At 42.1% G+C, this 18,617-nt stretch carries 5 protein-coding genes and 2 pseudogenes; 6 read left to right on the forward strand and 1 reads right to left on the reverse strand.

Annotated features, from left to right (window positions below):
- Nucleotides 1-59: 59 nt before the first annotated feature.
- From QM877_RS07295 to QM877_RS07315, 5 genes and pseudogenes are all read left to right on the forward strand, one after another.
- Nucleotides 60-8,240, forward strand: coding sequence for an SIALI-17 repeat-containing surface protein (locus QM877_RS07295; RefSeq protein WP_414318015.1), 8,181 nt, complete (start codon nt 60-62; stop codon nt 8,238-8,240).
- A 170-nt stretch (nt 8,241-8,410) separates the two neighbouring features.
- Nucleotides 8,411-8,518: pseudogene (locus tag QM877_RS07300) on the forward strand (YSIRK-type signal peptide-containing protein); the annotation flags it as partial.
- 132 nt (nt 8,519-8,650) lie between these two features.
- Nucleotides 8,651-13,852 (forward strand): annotated as a pseudogene (locus QM877_RS07305) (SIALI-17 repeat-containing surface protein); the annotation flags it as partial.
- 279 nt (nt 13,853-14,131) lie between these two features.
- Complete coding sequence (locus QM877_RS07310) at nt 14,132-14,956, forward strand: phosphate ABC transporter ATPase (RefSeq protein WP_414318016.1); 825 nt, start codon at nt 14,132-14,134, stop codon at nt 14,954-14,956.
- A gap of 3 nt (nt 14,957-14,959) precedes the next feature.
- A complete protein-coding gene (locus QM877_RS07315) occupies nt 14,960-15,808 on the forward strand; it encodes an NAD(P)H-hydrate dehydratase (RefSeq protein WP_414318017.1) in 849 nt (282 codons plus the stop codon).
- 23 nt (nt 15,809-15,831) lie between these two features.
- Here the strand turns inward: QM877_RS07315 and QM877_RS07320 are convergent, their stop codons facing one another.
- The gene (locus tag QM877_RS07320) at nt 15,832-16,017 is read right to left on the reverse strand and encodes a hypothetical protein (RefSeq protein ID WP_414318018.1); all 186 of its coding nucleotides are present in this window, start codon (nt 16,015-16,017) and stop codon (nt 15,832-15,834) included.
- Nucleotides 16,018-16,135: 118 nt separating this feature from the next.
- Here QM877_RS07320 and QM877_RS07325 point away from each other — a divergent pair, with 118 nt between their 5' ends.
- Nucleotides 16,136-18,589, forward strand: a complete 2,454-nt coding sequence (locus tag QM877_RS07325) for a bifunctional DnaQ family exonuclease/ATP-dependent helicase (RefSeq protein WP_414318019.1) — start codon at nt 16,136-16,138, stop codon at nt 18,587-18,589.
- The last annotated feature ends 28 nt before the right edge of the window (nt 18,590-18,617 follow it).

Below are 18,617 nucleotides of genomic sequence, written 5' to 3' on the forward strand. Positions count from 1 at the left end.
ATTTTTTAGTAAAGAATGTAATCGCTTACTAAATATATAAGAAAGGAAAACAGGATTTAATGGATAAGAGATTTTTTGAAAAACGGTGTCATTTTAGTATTCGTAAATTTGCAATTGGTGCGGCATCTGTCATGATTGGAGCTAGTATATTTGGTCTTCAGGTGGCTCAAGCAGCTGAAACCGAAGCAACTAGTCCCAGCGAAGAAGCGATTCACCAAGTTCAACCTTTAGATAAGCTTCCAGATGATCATGTTGCGGCCGTTGCAAAAGCTGAGCAAAATGGCCCACAAGATTCCGCTACTGAAAAAGAAAATGATACTGTTGAATCCGCAAAACCAATAACTGAAGAAAAGGTGACTGAGGCAACAAGTCCTAAGGAAGAAAAGGAAGCAGAAGTAGTCAGCCCTAAAGAAGACAAAGTTGAAAAAACTGAAAAACCTGCTGCTGAAGCGAATGGTAAAGAGGCTACAGTTTCAGAAGGAAGTCCTGAAAAGTCAGCAGTTCGAGAAGAACATACTGATACAACTAATCAGAATAAACCTGTAACGGATGATAAAAGCAAGGAAGAAAAAGCTTCTGCGAGTGAATCGCCTCAAGCCACAAAAGAAAAGGAAAAAGAAAATCAGCTCCTTGAAGAAAGAAAACAAAATTTCAACAAAGACTGGTATTTTAAACTAAACGCTCAGGGTGATTTTTCTAAGAAAGATGTAGATGTTCATGATTGGTCTAAGTTGAACCTTCCTCATGACTGGAGTATTTATTTTGACTTTGATCATAAGTCTCCTGCTCGAAATGAAGGTGGTCAATTAAACGGGGGTACTGCTTGGTATCGTAAGACTTTCACTGTGGATGAAGCTGCTAAGGACAAGGATGTTCGAATCAATTTCGATGGTGTCTACATGGACTCTAAGGTCTATGTAAATGGTAAATTTGTAGGTCATTATCCAAGTGGTTACAATCATTTTTCATACGACATCACCGAATTTTTAAATAAAGATGGCAGTGAAAATACCATTGCTGTCCAAGTGACCAACAAACAGCCAAGTAGTCGTTGGTACTCAGGAAGTGGTATCTATCGCGATGTGACTCTGAGCTATCGTGACAAGGTACAAGTGGCTGAAAATGGAAATCATATCACAACTCCAAAATTAGCTGAACAAAAAGATGGCAACGTTGAAACACAAATCCAAAGCAAGATCAAAAATACTGCCAAGACTTTAGCCAAGGTATTTGTGGAGCAACAGATTTTTACTAAGGAAGGTAAGGCTGTTTCAGATTTGGTTCGTTCTGTAACTAAGAGCCTAGCAGGAAATGAGACAGCAGACTTTGAGCAAACGATCTTGGTTAACAAGCCAACTCTCTGGACAACAAAAAGCTACCATCCTCAGCTCTATGTTCTAAAAACCAAGGTTTATAATGAAGGTCAGCTAGTTGATGTGACAGAAGATACTTTTGGTTATCGTTATTTCAACTGGACAGCTAAAGAAGGCTTCTCACTGAACGGTGAGAGAATGAAATTCCATGGAGTTAGTATTCACCATGATAATGGAGCCTTGGGGGCAGAAGAAAACTATAAGGCAACCTACCGAAAATTAAAACTCCTAAAAGATATGGGAGTTAACTCTATCCGTACAACCCACAATCCAGCAAGTCCACAGTTGCTTGATGCTGCGGCAAGTCTAGGACTTTTGGTGCAAGAAGAAGCCTTTGATACTTGGTATCGTGGCAAGAAAACGTATGACTATGGACGTTTCTTTGACCAAGATGCAACTCACCCAGAAGCCAAGAAGGGGGAAAAATGGTCTGATTTTGATCTGAGAACCATGGTTGAACGAGATAAAAATAATCCTTCAATCATCATGTGGTCGCTCGGTAATGAAGTGGATGAGGCTGATGGTGGAAAACGTTCACTAGAAACAGCCAAGCGTTTGAAAGCTGTCATCAAAGCAATTGATACAGAACGCTATGTGACTATGGGTGAAAATAAATTCAGTCGTGCTTCTACAGGCTTGTTCTTAGAATTAGCAGCAATCATGGATGCTGTTGGTATGAACTATGGTGAGCGTAATTATGATGCAGTTCGTAAAGCACATCCAGACTGGTTGATTTACGGTTCTGAAACTTCTTCAGCAACTAGAACTCGTGATTCTTATTTTGATCCTGCTCATTTACTCTGGCACGACAATCGTCCAAATCGTCACTATGAACAGTCAGACTATGGTAATGATCGTGTAGCCTGGGGTAGAACAGCTACTGAATCTTGGACTTTTGACCGTGATCGTGCTGGCTATGCAGGTCAGTTCATCTGGACTGGTTTCGACTATATCGGTGAACCTACACCTTGGCATAACCAGGATAATACACCAGTGAAAAGCTCTTACTTTGGTATTATTGATACGGCAGGATTGCCTAAGAATGATTTCTATTTATACCGTAGTGAGTGGTATAGTGCCAAAGAAAAACCAACTGTTCGTATCATGCCTCACTGGAATTGGACAGAAGAAACGCTCAAGGAACGTAATATGCTGGTCAATGGCAAGGTTCCAGTTCGGACCTTCTCAAATGCCGCTAGCGTAGAATTGTTCTTGAATAACGAATCCCTTGGTAAGAAAGAATTTGTTAAGAAAACAACTGAAGATGGGCGCCCTTATCACGAGGGAGCTAAACCAAGTGAATTGTATCTTGAGTGGTTGGTTGACTATAAACCAGGTACCTTAACAGCTATTGCTCGCGATGAAAATGGTAAAGAGATTGCGCGTGATAGTGTGACAACAGCAGGGGAGCCAGCTAGAGTTCGTCTCACCAAGGAAGAGCATGTCATCACTGCAGATGGTAAGGATTTGTCTTATATCCATTATGAAATCGTTGATGAAGACGGTAATGTTGTGCCAACTGCTAATAATCTTGTTCATTTCAATCTTCATGGGCAAGGGCAAATCGTTGGTGTGGACAATGGGGAACAAGCTAGCCGTGAACGTTATAAGGCTCAGAAAGATGGTACATGGCAAAGAAAAGCCTTCAATGGTAAAGGTGTTGTCATTGTAAAATCGACTGAAAAAGAAGGTAAATTCACTCTATATGCGGATTCTGCAGGCTTGGCTTCAGATCAGGCAACAGTCACAACCGTTTCAGGCAAGAAAGAAAATCGCCATTTTGTCGCTTTTGCCCCTGTGAAAGCAAGAACTGATGTCAGCGAAAATCCTAAATTGCCAGAGACTGTGACAGCTATTTATAGCGATGGTAGTGTCGAAGAAAAAGCTGTGACTTGGGACATCCCAGAAGATCTCCTTGCAAGTGCTGGTGAGAAAAAAGTTCTTGGTAGTGTTGAAGGTCTCGAAGCCAAGGCTGAAGCCCTTGTCAAGGTAGTTGCGCTTGATAAGTGGTTGCCAAAAGTAGCAACTGTTCCAGTTGGTACAGCTGTTGAAAATTTGGACAAGACTGTTACGGCTGTTTTATCAGATGGTAACTTGGTTGATGCGGATGTCGTTTCTTGGACCTTGAAAGATCCATCTGCCTTGACAAAAGAAGGTGGACGTACTGAAGCAACTGGTAAATTGGAAGGCAATGACTACGAGGTGACAGCAACCTTTATCGCAAGTGATCAGGAAACAGAAAGTACTGTTACAGGTCTCACGGTTGGAGATAAGACTCTTGAAAACTTTGAGCCTGGAAAGACCTACTACCGAGTATCCCTTCCTTATACTGCAAAAATCCCAAGTGTTGGAGCACAGACAACAGGCTATCAGGTAACAGTTCAACAAGCCTCAGCTGCCAATGATTATCAGGCTTCTGTATTTTTGAGTGACCAGAAGGGCGATTTAGTTCAAACTTATTTGATTCAGTTTGTAAAAGAAGCGCCTGCCTTGACACGCTTGGAAGTAAGTGTTGAAGGAAAAGAAAATGCAACAGAAGACCAAGTTCTCCCTTATCATGTCATTGGGCGCTACGAAGATGGTACACAAACTGAATTTTCAGCGTCAGATATCCATTTGGAAGCTAAGTCAGCTGATGGTGGACATCTTGAAGTGAACGGCCAGAACTTGCTTCTTTACAAGAAAGGTAGTGTAACCCTCACTCCTCGTATTGACAATCAAACTGATAAGACTCAGTCTGTAGCAACTGAACTTGTGATAAAAGAAAATACAGTAGACAAGAAAATTGTCAAGCTGCATCCTGTTTCTATCTCTACAGATATCAATCAGCAACCGAATTTGCCTGATCAAATCGGAGCAGAATTTGACAAGGGCTTGCCTCGTAAGGTAGCTGTAACTTGGGACAAGGTAGATGTCAAAGAACTTGGTTACTATCATAGCTTTACCCTTAAAGGTCATGTCGAAGGTACAGATATTGAAGCTTTAGCAAATGTAACTGTTGAAGGTTTGCAGGTTGCAGAAGAAATCAGCCTCACTCTTCCTAAGGGTGAAACTGTTCAATTACCTGCTAGTGTTCGTGCTTATCATTCTAATGGAACAACTGTCTATAAAGATGTCCTTTGGGACAAGGTTCCTGAAAACTTGAGTCAGACTGAAGGTATCTATGAAATCAAGGGTCAATTAGTGGGTAGCCATCTAACTACCAAGGCCCATGTTCGTGTTTCTAGTCAAGTTGTTGCTGGAAATAATATCTCTAAACAGTGGACTGGTTCTCAATTGCCAGCTGCTATTGTATCCAATACGGGTGGGGATGATTCGGCAAGTACCCTGAACGACTTGACAGTTTCAAGAGCTAGTACAGATGTTAAGAATCGATGGACTACATGGCAAACAGGTACCGATAATGACTGGGCATCAATCTTGTTTGGAAACTCAGGTGATTTGACCAAACGCTTTGTAGATAATCTTTCCGTTGATTTCTATACAGATGGTGCAATCGGACTTCCAAAAGAATATGTTATTGAATACTATGTCGGTCAAGAAGTTCCAGATCTTCCAGACGATGTCAATCATGCTCAAGGAGATGCCAAGCATCCATTCAACAATGCTGCCAACTGGAAAGAGGTTGAACACCTCAAAGCTCCTGGACAATTATCTGCAGGTCAAACAAACCACTTTACATTTGACAAGGTTGAAACTTATGCTGTTCGTATGCGTATGAAGAAGGCTGATGGAAAGGCTGGTGTTGGTTTAACAGAAATCACTATCTTAGGAAGTAAGGTTCCAAGTGCTACCAGCTCAGAAATTTCTATCCAAGTAGATGGCAAGAAGCTCGAACATTTCAATCCATCTAAGACAGATTATTATATTCCTCAAGCAAGCAAGGAAATCACTGCAACAGCCAGCAACAATGGCTTGGTGACAGTTGTTCCAGCAACAAGTGAAAAAGGTGCGACACGTCTTATTTTGAAAGCTGAGGATGGAACTGTTCTGAAAGAATATCGTATCTTCCGTGATGACGAAAAAGAGTCAACACAACCAGTAGCTGCGGAAAATAGTGCTCAGACCTTGAATGTTGGCGATCAACTTCAATTGCCTACCGAAGTAACAGTCTACTATCCATCACAAGCTGGCTGGGTTAAAGCTAACCTTGCTGTCCAATGGGATGCAGTGCCAGAACATGCGACTGCCCAAGAAGGTAACTTTGAAGTGATTGGTCATGTTCTAGGAACAGACTTAACAACCAAGATGCAAGTAACAGTTGTTACAAAAGGTAATCAAGTTATCTCAGAAAATGCAAGCAATAATGCGACAGATTCTAAAGCCTTTGCGTCTACTACAAATGATACACAAGCAGCTTCTCGGGATAAAATTTTCTATATCAACGATGGTCACTTTAACGAAGATGGACGTTGGACTAACTGGTCTCGTACTCCGAAAGATCAAGAAACATCTGTGGGAATTCTCTTTAAGAAGAATGGTCAGATTACACCTCAGTCTGTTGGAAAAGTAGCCATTCAGTTCTTTAAAGACAGTGGAACAGACGCACCAGCGACAATGGTATTAGAAAGATATGTTGGGCCTGCCTATACAGAACCAAGCACTATTTCTCGCTATGAAGAGAATGTGGATCATCCATTTAACAAGGCAGAAAACTGGCAAGAAATTCCTTATAAGGCATCTGGAGAAATCGTGGCTGGTAAACCAATCGAATTTACCTTTGATCCGATTCAGACAACAGCCATCCGAGCACGCATGACTCGTAAATCTACAACTAATGGTCTAGCAATGGTCGAGTTTAGTGCTTACTCTCCTGCTAAAGCAAAAGATGTGGAAACTCCTTCAGTGACTATTTCGGTTGCTGGAAAAGCATTGGAAAATTTTGATCCTGCGGTTTCAGATTATACAGTAAGCTTAAATGGCACTAAACCACAGGTGACTGCTCAAGCAAGTGGTCACGGTGTGACAACGGTTGTTGAGTCTAGTCAGGATAACCTTCCTAGCCTTGTTCGTCTTCTTGCTAAGGATGGTAGTCTTGTCAAGGAATATCGTATTCACTTCAAACCTAGTCACCGTATTGTTCCTGAAGAAGGTGACCAAAGTCCTGTTCTCGAACGACCAAGTTTAGAAGTTGTCAAGACCGAAATTCCATTTAAGGAAATTATTCGTGAAAACAATGATTTAGCTCAAGATGAACGTCGTGTAATCTCAGAAGGTAAGAAGGGTGAAAGAGTTGATTATGTTGAGGTTCTAGGATCTAACCGTACCACTGTTCATACAGATACGACTGAGGCGCAAGATCGAGTTGTTGAAGTCAAGGTAAAGCCAGCCATTACTACAAGTAAGGATGATGAGCCAGCTCCAGTGGTAGAAGTCCCAGAATTTGAGGGCGGCGTAAATGCAGTAGAGGCTGCTAAGCATGAGTTGCCAGAATACACAGATGCAGTTGGCACAGTAGGTGACGAACCAGCTCCAGTGGTAGAAGTGCCAGAATTTGAGGGCGGAGTCAATGCAGTAGAAGCCGCTAAGAATGAATTTCCAGAATACACAGAGGCAATCGGCACGGTAGGTGACGAACTAGCTCCAGTGTTAGAAGTCCCAGAATTTGAGGGTGGTGTTAACGCAGTAGAAGCCGCTAAGCAAGAGTTGCCAGAATACACAGAGGCAATCGGCACAGTAGGTGATGAGCCAGCTCCAGTAGTAGAAGTGCCAGAATTTAAGGGTGGTGTCAATGCAGTAGAAGCCGCTAAGCAAGAGTTGCCAGAATACACAGAGGCAATCGGCACAGTAGGCGACGAGCCAGCTCCAGTAGTAGAAGTCCCAGAATTTGAGGGCGGCGTCAATGCAGTAGAAGCAGCTAAAAACGAGTTGCCAGAATACACAGATGCAGTTGGCACAGTAGGCGACGAGCCAGCACCAGTAGTAGAAGTCCCAGAATTTAAGGGTGGTGTCAATGCAGTAGAAGCCGCTAAGAATGAATTGCCAGAATACACAGATGCAGTTGGCACAGTAGGCGACGAGCCAGCACCAGTAGTAGAAGTCCCAGAATTTGAGGGTGGTGTCAATGCAGTAGAAGCTGCTAAAAACGAGTTGCCAGAATACACAGATGCAGTTGGCACAGTAGGCGATGAGCCAGCTCCAGCAGTAGAAATCCCAGAATTCAAGGGTGGTGTCAATGCAGTAGAAGCCGCTAAGAATGAAGTCCCAGAATTTACAGGTGGCGTCAATGCGCTAGAAGCCGCTAAGAATGAATTACCAGAATACACAGGAACAGTGGCTACAACAGGAAATGAAGCTGCACCAAGTCTTGTTAAACCAGCCGAAGAGGTTCGAATTTTGACTGATAAGGAAACTGGAGTTCTGGTAGCAGGGCTAACTCAAGACTTGGATGCTAATCTCAAGCTTCAAGTTCATAAGGTTCTACGCCAAGAATTAGCTGGTAAGCAATACGATGCTTATCAAGTGAAATTGCTAGATAAAGATAACCAAATGGTTGATCCAAAGGGTGCAGTTCTAGTGAGATTGCCAGTCAAGGGTCAGGTTCAAGAGGTTTATCACATGAGCTTAGATCAAGGCTTGCAGGTTCAGAAGGTGACGCTTGTAGGTGACACAGTTGAATTTGTCACCAAAGATCTAGGACTTTATGCGATTGTCTATAAAGAACAAAATCAAGAACCAGTAAAACCAGTAGAACAAGGTCATGAACCAGCAGTTAAGGGAGAAAACTTTGAAAATGCTTCAGAGAAAGTAGATTCAGCAAGACTTCCAGAAACAGGTGAAAGTCGATCTGATACAGCTGCCTTCCTAGCAAGTCTCAGTCTTGTTTTATCAGTGGCTCTACTAACTGTTAAACGTAAAGAAAAATAGAGTTTGGAACTCTACATTGCTGATTGATTGTAGAAATACTTGAACTATCCCAGTGGATAGGATCGAAAAATGCTACAACCATATGGAGAGGACCTTTAGGTTCTCTCCGTTTTTTAAAATAGGGATGAAACCGCTTAGATGAGTGGTTGGAGGAAAGGAATAGAAGAAAGATGGATCATCAATTTTTTGAGAAACGTTGTCATTATAGCATTCGAAAATTTGCAATAGGAGCAGCTTCAGTAATGGTTGGTGCGAGTATCTTTGGAGCCAGCATGGTACAAGCTGCAGAGACAGAGCCCGCACTAGAAGCAGAAACAAGTCTTACACAGCTTCCACCAGAGGATAAGTTATCACCAAATTTGGCAGGCGCTATTAAAAGTGCAGAGGCAACCTTTGTTTCAGAGACTAAAGTGGAAGAGGTAGCTACTAAGTCCCAAGCTACCGAAGAAACTTCTTCAAAACCAGTAGAAACTAAAAATTCTACAGTAGAGGAGAAAAGTACAACCGTAGAAAATGCTTCTACAGAAGTAGCTCCTACTGAAATCAATGCAGTAACAGAACCTACGAAACCAGGTGAAGTAAATGGAACTGTGGAGAAAGCTGATTCATTTACATCAGATAAACCTGCAAGTAAAGCAGAAATTGATGCCGCAAAATCTAAAGTAGCTAAAAAGGAATATACGGTATTTCCAAGACCTCAAAAGGTAACTTATGGCGATGGGGTCACTGCTCTAGAAGGAAAGGTAAACCTTGTCTTTAGCGATGGCTTAGATATCTATACACGTAACCGTGCCAAAGAAGTTCTCCAAGCTAGCAATATATCCTATACTACCAGTACAAAAGCTACAGAAGGGGCGACCAACATTTTCCTTGGAGTGCGTGGGAAAGCTCCTCTGGCAGAAAAAGAAGTCCAAGATATTTCGTCTGGTCTATACGATAAAATTGATGCCTATGTCTTGCGCGTGAAGGACAATAAGATTTCGATCGTCGGAAAGGATACCGATGCTGTCTTCTTTGGACTAACAACCTTGAAACAGATGCTGAAGGAGAGTCCTGTCCCAGTTCTTCGCGATGTGACAGTAGAAGACTATGCAGAAGTGAAGAATCGTGGCTTTATCGAAGGCTATTATGGAAATCCTTGGACTAAGGAAAACCGTGAGGAGTTGATGCGCTATGGTGGCGACTTAAAGCTAACTCAGTACTTTTTTGCGCCAAAAGACGATCCCTATCACAATGCTAAATGGCGTGAACTCTATCCAGAAGAAAAAATGGCAGAGATTCGTGATCTAGCTCGTGTGGGGAATGAAACAAAGACTCGCTATGTATGGACCATCCATCCATTTATGCATAACAAGATGCGTTTTGACACGGATGAATTATATAAACAAGATTTAGATGTCATTAAAGCGAAATTCACCCAATTGCTGGATGCAGGTGTGCGTGAATTTGGGGTTCTAGCTGATGATGCGGCCTGGCCTGTTGGTGGCTACAATAGTTATGTTCGGTTAATGACTGACCTGACAAATTGGCTAACTGAACAAGAAACAAAATACAGTGGCCTTCGTAAAGATATGATTTTCGTTCCAGCCTGGTATATGGGACAAGGGACAGAAGATGAACTTCGTACGCTCAACGAACGCCTTCCAGAAACGGTCCATTTAACTCTAACAGGAGGAAAAGTTTGGGGTGCAGTTGACCAAACCTTCCTAACAAATTTGAAGAAGAATTTGACAGAAGGTGGCAAGAAGTATCGTCCGATTCATTTCTGGATCAACTGGCCTTGTAATGATAATACCAAGCAACACTTGATTCTGGGTGGTGGTGAAAAATTCTTACATCCCAATGTTGATTTGTCCTTGGCTCAGGGCATCATGCTAAATCCGATGCAACAATCCGAAGCTTCAAAGGTAGCCCTTTTTGATGTGGCTCAGTATGGTTGGAAGCAATGGAGAAGTGCGGAAGAAGCTGAAAAAATCAATGATATGGCCTTTAACTACGTGGTCAATGGAAACTTTGAAGAAAGCGAAGTATCAAAAGCCTTTCGTGAACTTGGTAAGCACATGCGCAACCAAAACCGTCCTCCACATGTCACAAAATTGGAAGAATCTGTTGAGCTTGCACCTAAATTGACAGACTTTTATAACAAATTGAAGGCTGGTCAAAATGTAGATGCAGAGAGAAAAGAATTAAAGGGTATCTTTGCAAACTTGAAGGCTGACGCCCTCCTTCTGAAAGAAAAAGGGGACAAGAAGCTTATTGACCAAATCCACTACTGGTTAGATAATACAGTGGACCAGATGGATGCTTTAGAAGCCTTGCTGACAGCGACAGAAGGTCTGGCTGAAAAGAATGATGCTAAAGTATGGGAACATTACTATGCTGGGGTTAAGTATTACGATCAGTCCATTAGTTATTCCTTCTTCTATGTAGACCATTATGAACGGGCAGAGTTTGGAGTGCAACATATTCGTCCATTTATCAATAACTTAAAGGAATACTTGGCAACACATATCCAGACCATGTTGCATCCAGATAAACTTGTGACCACCTTTATTACCAACCGTGCGGGGATTGAAGGAGGTCTTGCAGAAGTAACAGATGGCGACTTGGATACTCATGCGATTGTCAAGACGACAACCGTTATTGAACGAGATGATTATGTAGGACTTCGTTTCAATAAAGCCATTAAGGTTCATACGCTAGGTTTTGCTACAGGAACAAAGACAGCCGATAATTATACCTTCGGAAATGCCCTTGTCGAGTATCAAAACGAACAGGGCGACTGGGTAGCTCTCACAAGTCCAGCCTATACAGGTAGAGAACGTACGCTTGAATTTACCAATCTTGATATTACGGCACAAGCAGTTCGTATGCGTGCGACAGCTAAGAAGGATAATGCTTGGCTTGCCATGCGTGAAATTGCCGTCAATAGACCGCTCGAACTTGGAAGCAAGAAGGTAAAAGGTACCATTACTCTAAGTCCAAATCTGGTTTACAAGTATGGAACTAGTGTGCTTCAAATGCAAGATGGCAAAGATAACACCGAATCTATGATGGCTCATGCCAATCAAACAAATGTGACTCCAGAAAATGCTTGGGTTCAAATGGACTTGGGTGGAGCTAAGAAAGTGAAACATGTTCATCTAGTTCAAGGGGAAGGGGACAAACTAGCAGCTGGTGTCATCGAATATTCTACAGACGGTACAAACTGGAAGACACTTCAGACCTTAGCTGGGGATCAAATTTCAGATATTAGTCAAGACTTCACAGCCCAATACGTTCGTGTTCGTAATACACAGCTTCTCAGCAAATGGTGGAGAATTGCGGACTTTAGAGTTGACGTCGATACACCAAATACTGATTTGACCGTCACCAATGTCGACAGCTTGAAAGAAACGCCAGTAGTGGACAGCCATGGTCGTTATGAAATGACCTTACCTCAAGGGAATCATCTTCCAGCAAATGGCTATCTTGGCTTGAAATTGGATCGACTCCATGAAGCTAGTTCAATTGCACTTGAAGGTGTAGGTGAAACAGGTTTGACACTGGAATATTCAGCAAATGAAGTGGAATGGATGAGCGCTGACCAACTTCCAGAACACGCCTTGGTACGCTACGTTCGCATCGTGAACAAGACAGATAAGGACCAAGCGCTTCCTACTGGAAAATTAGTTATCAAGACAAAAGAAGTGGATCCAACTGAACTCTTATCAACCACTATGGGTATCCACCAATATTATGGTGCTAATGATGTTCGTCGCGTACACAACCTTGGTCAACTGTTTGATGGGGACTTTAATAATTTTGTAGAATTTTCTGATTACCAACGTAAAAACGGGGAAATTGTCATGAAACTAGGCACCACTCGTCAAGTCAAGAAGATTCGTGCCTATATTCAGGATGCTCAGCGTAATTATTTGCGTGATGGGAAGATTCAAGTCAGTGAAGATGGTAAGAATTGGACGGATGTTGTAACAGTCGGAGATGGTGTGGAAAATGAAATTCGAGATAATTCCTTGACCGACGGCTGGACACATGATTCTGCAAACCCAGGAAATCGTTATATTGAAGGTATTCTGGATCAACCTGTAACTGCTAAGTTCATGCGTGTTCTCTTTACAGCGGATTATAATGCTCGTTTTGTAGGATTTAGCGAAATCGTGATTAATGATGGTGAATTTATCAATCCTGAAAATAATCCTACAGTGACAGGAACTGGTAGCGAAGCAGCGGATAACCTGAAGAAAAATATGACTGACGGTAATGTCTTGACTAGCTATGCAGCTACTGAAGATAAAGGAGAGCTTGTTTATCATTTATCTGAAGAAACCAAGGTCAATCATGTTCGCTTGATTGCTGACTTGCCAGAAGGTGCAAAAGTAAATGTCCAAGTTCGTACCTTGAATGATGCTGGTGAATCAGTATGGAAAAACTTGGGTGAAGTCAGATCAAGTTTCCAAACCTTTGCCCTTTCAGGAAAAAATCCACGGATTCTCGATGTAAAAGTTTCTTGGGAAGGTGGAGAACCAGAGTTCTACGAAATGGCTACTTTCTATCAAGAAGTGGAAAACGATCCAGCACCGACAACAAGTAAAGGAGACGATCCAGCTCCGGTGGTAGAAGTTCCAGAATTTGAGGGTGGTGTCAATGCAGTAGAAGCAGCTAAGCATGAGTTGCCAGAATACACAGATGCAATTGGGACAGCAGGTGATGAGCCAGCACCAGTAGTAGAAGTCCCAGAATTCAAGGGTGGTGTCAATGCAGTAGAAGCGGCTAAGCATGAGTTGCCAGAATACACAGAAGCAATCGGCACAATAGGTGACGATCCAGCTCCAGTGGTAGAAATTCCAGAATTCAAGGGTGGTGTCAATGCAGTAGAAGCGTCTAAGAATGAATTGCCAGAATACACAGATGCAATCGGCACAGTAGGCGACGAACCAGCTCCAGTAGTAGAAATCCCAGAATTTGATGGTGGTGTCAATGCAGTAGAAGCAGCTAAGAATGAGTTGCCAGAATACACAGGAACAGTAGCTACAGTAGGCGATGAACCAGCACCAAGTGTTGAAAAATCAGCTGCAGAGGTTCGAATCTTGTCTGATAAGGAAACTGGAGTTCTGGTAGCAGGGCTATCTCAAGACTTGGATGCTAATCTCAAGCTTCAAGTTCACAAGGTTCTACGCCAAGAATTAGCTGGTAAGCAATACGATGCTTATCAAGTGAAATTGCTAGATAAAGATAACCAAATGGTTGATCCAAAGGGTGCAGTTCTAGTGAGATTGCCAGTCAAGGGTCAGGTTCAAGAGGTTTATCACATGAGCTTAGATCAAGGTTTGCAGGTTCAAAAGGTGACGCTAGTAGGTAACACAGTTGAATTTGTCACCAAAGATCTAGGACTTTATGCGATTGTCTATAAAAAACAAAATCAAGAACCAGTAGAATCAGCTCATGGACCAGCAGTTAATGGAAATGTTCTTGAAAATACTTCAGGTCAATCAAGTTCAACAAGACTTCCTGAAACAGGTGAAAGTCGATCTGATACAGCTGTCTTCCTAGCAAGTCTCAGTCTTGTTTTATCAGTAGCTCTACTAACTGTTAGACGTAAAGAAAAGTAATACTGATAACTCTCAGCTATAAAACAGCTAATCATTATAAATGAAGAGGCTGGGACAAAAGTCCTAGCCTCTCAATTGTCTTTGGAGTGTAGTTCAAGACGCAGTGATTGAAGTGGGCTCTACTACGCTGATTTCATAAGCTTTTACAGCCCTACTCAACTGTGCGGAGGTGGGACGACGAAATCGAATTCTAACGAATTACCGATTTCTGTCCCACTCTCTTTATTAATTGGGTAGTGAGGTGTATAATGAAAGTAAGAGAATATGAGGAGAAGGACCATGATTGTAGAAGTTTGTAATGCAGATTTTAGTCTCCAGTGGGATGGGATGTATCAATTTGCTCTTGAAAACTATCCTCAGATTAAAGAATGGGAATTGGAGAAGCTAGCAAAGTTTATTGCTTACGAACAGGACCATCATCGTCAGACCATTGTGGAATGTGAGAATCATGAATTAAATATACGAATTCATGATTACTTGCAAGAGCATAGCTATTTTCCTCCCTACAGACCAAGTCATCGGCTTGTAGCTTCTACCTATGATATCCAGAGGAAGTTGGTTACTTCAAATTATTGTAGTCATACTTGTACAGTTGAGGTGGCTCAGGCTATTTTTCAGATTGGAAAACTCATGTCGGCGGTAAAAGTATTTGGTAAAAGTGGGGCTGATCTAGTTACAGATAGTCGTAATGCAGCTTCTGATCCAGCAGACTATTTTGACTATATCATGTTCGGATGGTCTAATACGACTTCGGGTTACCGACTCGCTATGGAGCGTTTGTTAGGACGGGCACCGTCTGAGGAGGAATTACAAGAAAAGTTCATTCCTGGCGTTAGTTTTCATTTTCTGTATGAAGAATTAATTCAAGCACCAGGTTATATGTTTGATGGCTATCATGTTGCGAAGGTAAGAGATAGTTTAGATTTAGATACCTTTCTTCATTTGTGTGTTATTCCTTCAAAAGATAGGTCTTGTTTTGAAGATTTGATTCCTTGTCAATTACAAGATAGAGTGACTTACCTAGACTATGAAGGAGAAGGGTTACAGGCTTGGAATACTAAGGTTAATCAAGTACTACATGGTAAGGATAAGTTGAAGGAGTAGTGTATGAAAAAGATTGATCAAGCTCTACTGAAAAAAGTTATCATTGAGCGTCCTCGTTCTAGTCATAAGGGAGACTACGGGCGTCTTCTCTTGATTGGAGGGACTTATCCCTATGGGGGAGCCATTATTATGGCTGCCTTAGGGGCTGTTAGAAGTGGCACAGGCTTGGTGACCGTAGCTACGGATAAAGAGAATATTCCAGCGCTACATAGCCATTTGCCTGAGGCTATGGCTTTTGCTCTTGACGATAAGCAATTGCTTGAGCAACAGTTGCAGAAGGCTGGTATTGTCTTGGTTGGGCCTGGACTAGTGGATGATGAGCGTGAAGAACAGCTTCTCCAAACAGTCTTTCATCATTTAAATCAAGACCAGACTCTCATACTGGATGGTGGTGCCTTATCCATTTTAGCTAAGACGGGAATGAAATTTCCTAAAGCTCAGCTTGTTTTAACGCCTCACCAAAGGGAATGGCAAGTCTTGTCAGGCTTAGAATTGACTTCTCAAGGAGCTGAGGAAACAAGAGAGGCTTTGAAGAGATTTCCTTCAGGAACGATTTTGGTTCAAAAAGGTCCAGCTACTCGAATCTGGCAAGCTGATCAAACTGATTTTTATCAGCTGGGAGTTGGAGGTCCCTATCAAGCGACTGGGGGAATGGGAGATACCTTAGCTGGGATGATTGCCGGTTTTGCAGGTCAATTTCCCCAAGCAAGTCTCTATGAAAGAGTGACAGTAGCGACCTATTTACATTCAGCAATTGCCCAGGAACTGGCTGAGGATAATTTTGTAGTTCTGCCAACCACGATCAGTCAACATACCCCAGCCTTTATGAAGAAAATACAAAAAGACACCTGAGGTTTTCAGGTGCCTTTTGACTATTAGAAGAGGCCTTTGACCTTATTTACAAGACCGTTAAGTCCTTCTGAGCCTGAAACCAAAGCTTGTGCTTGGTTTAGATACTCACCGAGTTGGTCCTTATTTTCTTTGACAAAGGTTTTTGCGGCAGCCAAATCTTTTTTCTCGATTAGCTCTTTTACTTGATTAAACAAATCTAATGGGTTCATGATGTCACTCCTTTTCTACACTTCTATTCAATCATTTTTTGAAAAAACTTGCAAGAAACTTGACCCTTCCAATAAAGTTCATGGATGTCAAATGGTGTAAATTTTGATATAATTTTTAATGATGAATTTTAGAAATGATCGGTATGTTGTCGTGGATTTAGAGGCGACCAGTACCGGAAGCAAGGCAAAAATTATCCAAGTAGGAATCGTGGTCATTGAAAATGGTGAGATTGTTGACCAATATGCCACGGATGTCAATCCCCACGAACCCTTGGATTCTCATATCAAAGAATTAACGGGTTTGACCGATCAGCGACTGGCAGAGGCACCAGAGTTTTCTCAGGTGGCTGGAAAAATTTTTGACTTGGTCAAGGACGGTGTTTTTGTTGCGCACAATGTCCAGTTCGATGCCAATTTGTTGGCAGAATTTCTCTTTTTTGAGGGCTATGAATTGCGCACTCCCCGTATCGATACAGTCGAGTTGGCTCAGGTTTTTTATCCTCAGCTTGAAAAGTATAATCTGGGGATTCTCTGTCAAGAGTTAGGTATTTCATTAGAAAAAGCCCATACTGCCCTATCAGATGCCCAAGCAACAGCAGAGCTCTTTCTCTGTATGCGACAAAAAATGTTTCAACTGCCAAAAGGCTTATTGGAGCGCTTGTTAAGTTTGTCAGATGGTCTATTATATGAATCTTATCTGGTCATTGAGGAAGTTTATCAGAAGCAGTCCATCCTTGTAGAACATGACTTAGTTGAGGTGCAGGGTCTGTTTTTGAAAAAGGAAAAACCAGCCCTTTCTCCACGCAAACTCTCAAAAGATTTCCAAACCAATATTGCCTTGTTGGATTTGGAAGATAGAGCCCCGCAAGCTAGCTTTGCTCAAAAGGTTCAAGATTTTCTACAGAATGAGAAAATTGCCTTTGTGCAAGCTCAGACTGGAATTGGAAAAACCTACGGCTATCTCCTGCCAGCCTTATCACTAGAAAACGAAAAAGGAATCCTCATCAGTGTTCCTACTAAAGTTCTACAAAATCAAGTGATGCAAGAAGAGGCTCGTAGATTGGAAGAGGTTTTTCACCTTTCGATTCATAGTCTGAAAGGACCACAAAATTACTTAAAACTAGATGCCTTTCACGCAGCGCTAGAGGAAGAAGAGTCCAATCGCTTGTACACACGTTTCAAGATGCAACTTCTAGTTTGGTTGACTGAAACAGAAACTGGAGATTTAGATGAGATTGGACAACTTTATCGCTACCAGCAGTTTTTACCAAATCTGGTACATGATGGGAACCTTCCCAAAGCTTCTCTCTTTTGGTTGGAGGATTTTTGGAGACGGGGGCAGAAAAAAGCTCGCTCTTGCCAGCTACTTGTGACCAATCATGCTTATCTCGTTACCCGACTTGAGGACGATCCCAGTCTACTAGAGGGCCGTCTCTTGATCTTGGATGAGGCCCAGAAGATCTTATTAACTTTGGAAAATCTTTCGCAGAAGAGTTTCGTTTTAAACGACATAGTAGACCAGCTAGATCAAGCCTTAGTTCGAGAAGAAGGGACGCTTCAGAGACGCTTGATGGAGAGTATTCGCTTTGAGCTTTATCACTTGATGGACCAGTTCCTATCTGGTAAGCGTAGAATGTGCCCTGCGACAACCATGGCACAACTCCAACAGGATTTCTCTGAGCTAGACGTTCAAGGTTTCCAGGACTATCAGCGATTTTTCTGCACTGATGGAGAATTTTGGCTATCAGCCTCAGACTTGTCTAACAAGAAGGTTGTCATTTCTTCCAGTCGCAATCAACGTCTGCTCTTTTCACAGATTTTTCCAGAGACTTGTCAGCTATTAGCTGTCTCTGCGACCTTGGAAATTAGTAGCAGAGTATCTTTACCAGAACTAATGGGATTCCCACATGCAGCCTTTGACAAATTGGATGAGAATTTTCAAGAAAATCAAGAAATTTTGGTCGTTAAGGATTTTCCATTGGTGACAGAAACCTCTCAAGAAGACTATGCTCATGCTCTTGTAGAAGTGTTGGAAGATTTGTCTTACCTTGAAGAGCCCATGCTCGTTTTATTCACTTCAAAAGACCTTTTGTTGCAGGTATCAGACTCTTTATCTCTTTCTCATTTAGCCCAATATAAGAACGGGGATCCTGCTCAACTCAAGAAACGATTTGAAAGAGGAGACTCTCAACTCTTGCTAGGGACAGGAAGTTTTTGGGAGGGAGTTGATTTTGCGACTCACCCTCGAGTGATTGAGGTGGTGACACGCTTGCCCTTCCAAAATCCAGAAGATCCCTTTACGAAAAAAATGAATCAGGAACTGCGTCTTGAAGGGAAAAATCCTTTCTACGACTATCAACTGCCAATGGCTATTATTCGCCTCAAACAAGCGATAGGTAGAACCATGCGTCGTCTTGGACAACGCTCCTCTGTCCTGATCTTGGATAGCCGAATGACAAGCAAGCGATATGGAAAGCAGATTGGCAAGGCCTTGTCACAGACTAGTCGAGTCAGAGAAGTTGGCAAAGAGCAAGTATTCTCAAAAGTTCAAGAATTTTTACACAAAAAATAAAATAAACATCTGAAAGAATGAAGGAGAC

The sequence above is a fragment of the Streptococcus infantis genome, assembly GCF_047463655.1.
Classification (GTDB): domain Bacteria; phylum Bacillota; class Bacilli; order Lactobacillales; family Streptococcaceae; genus Streptococcus; species Streptococcus infantis_Z.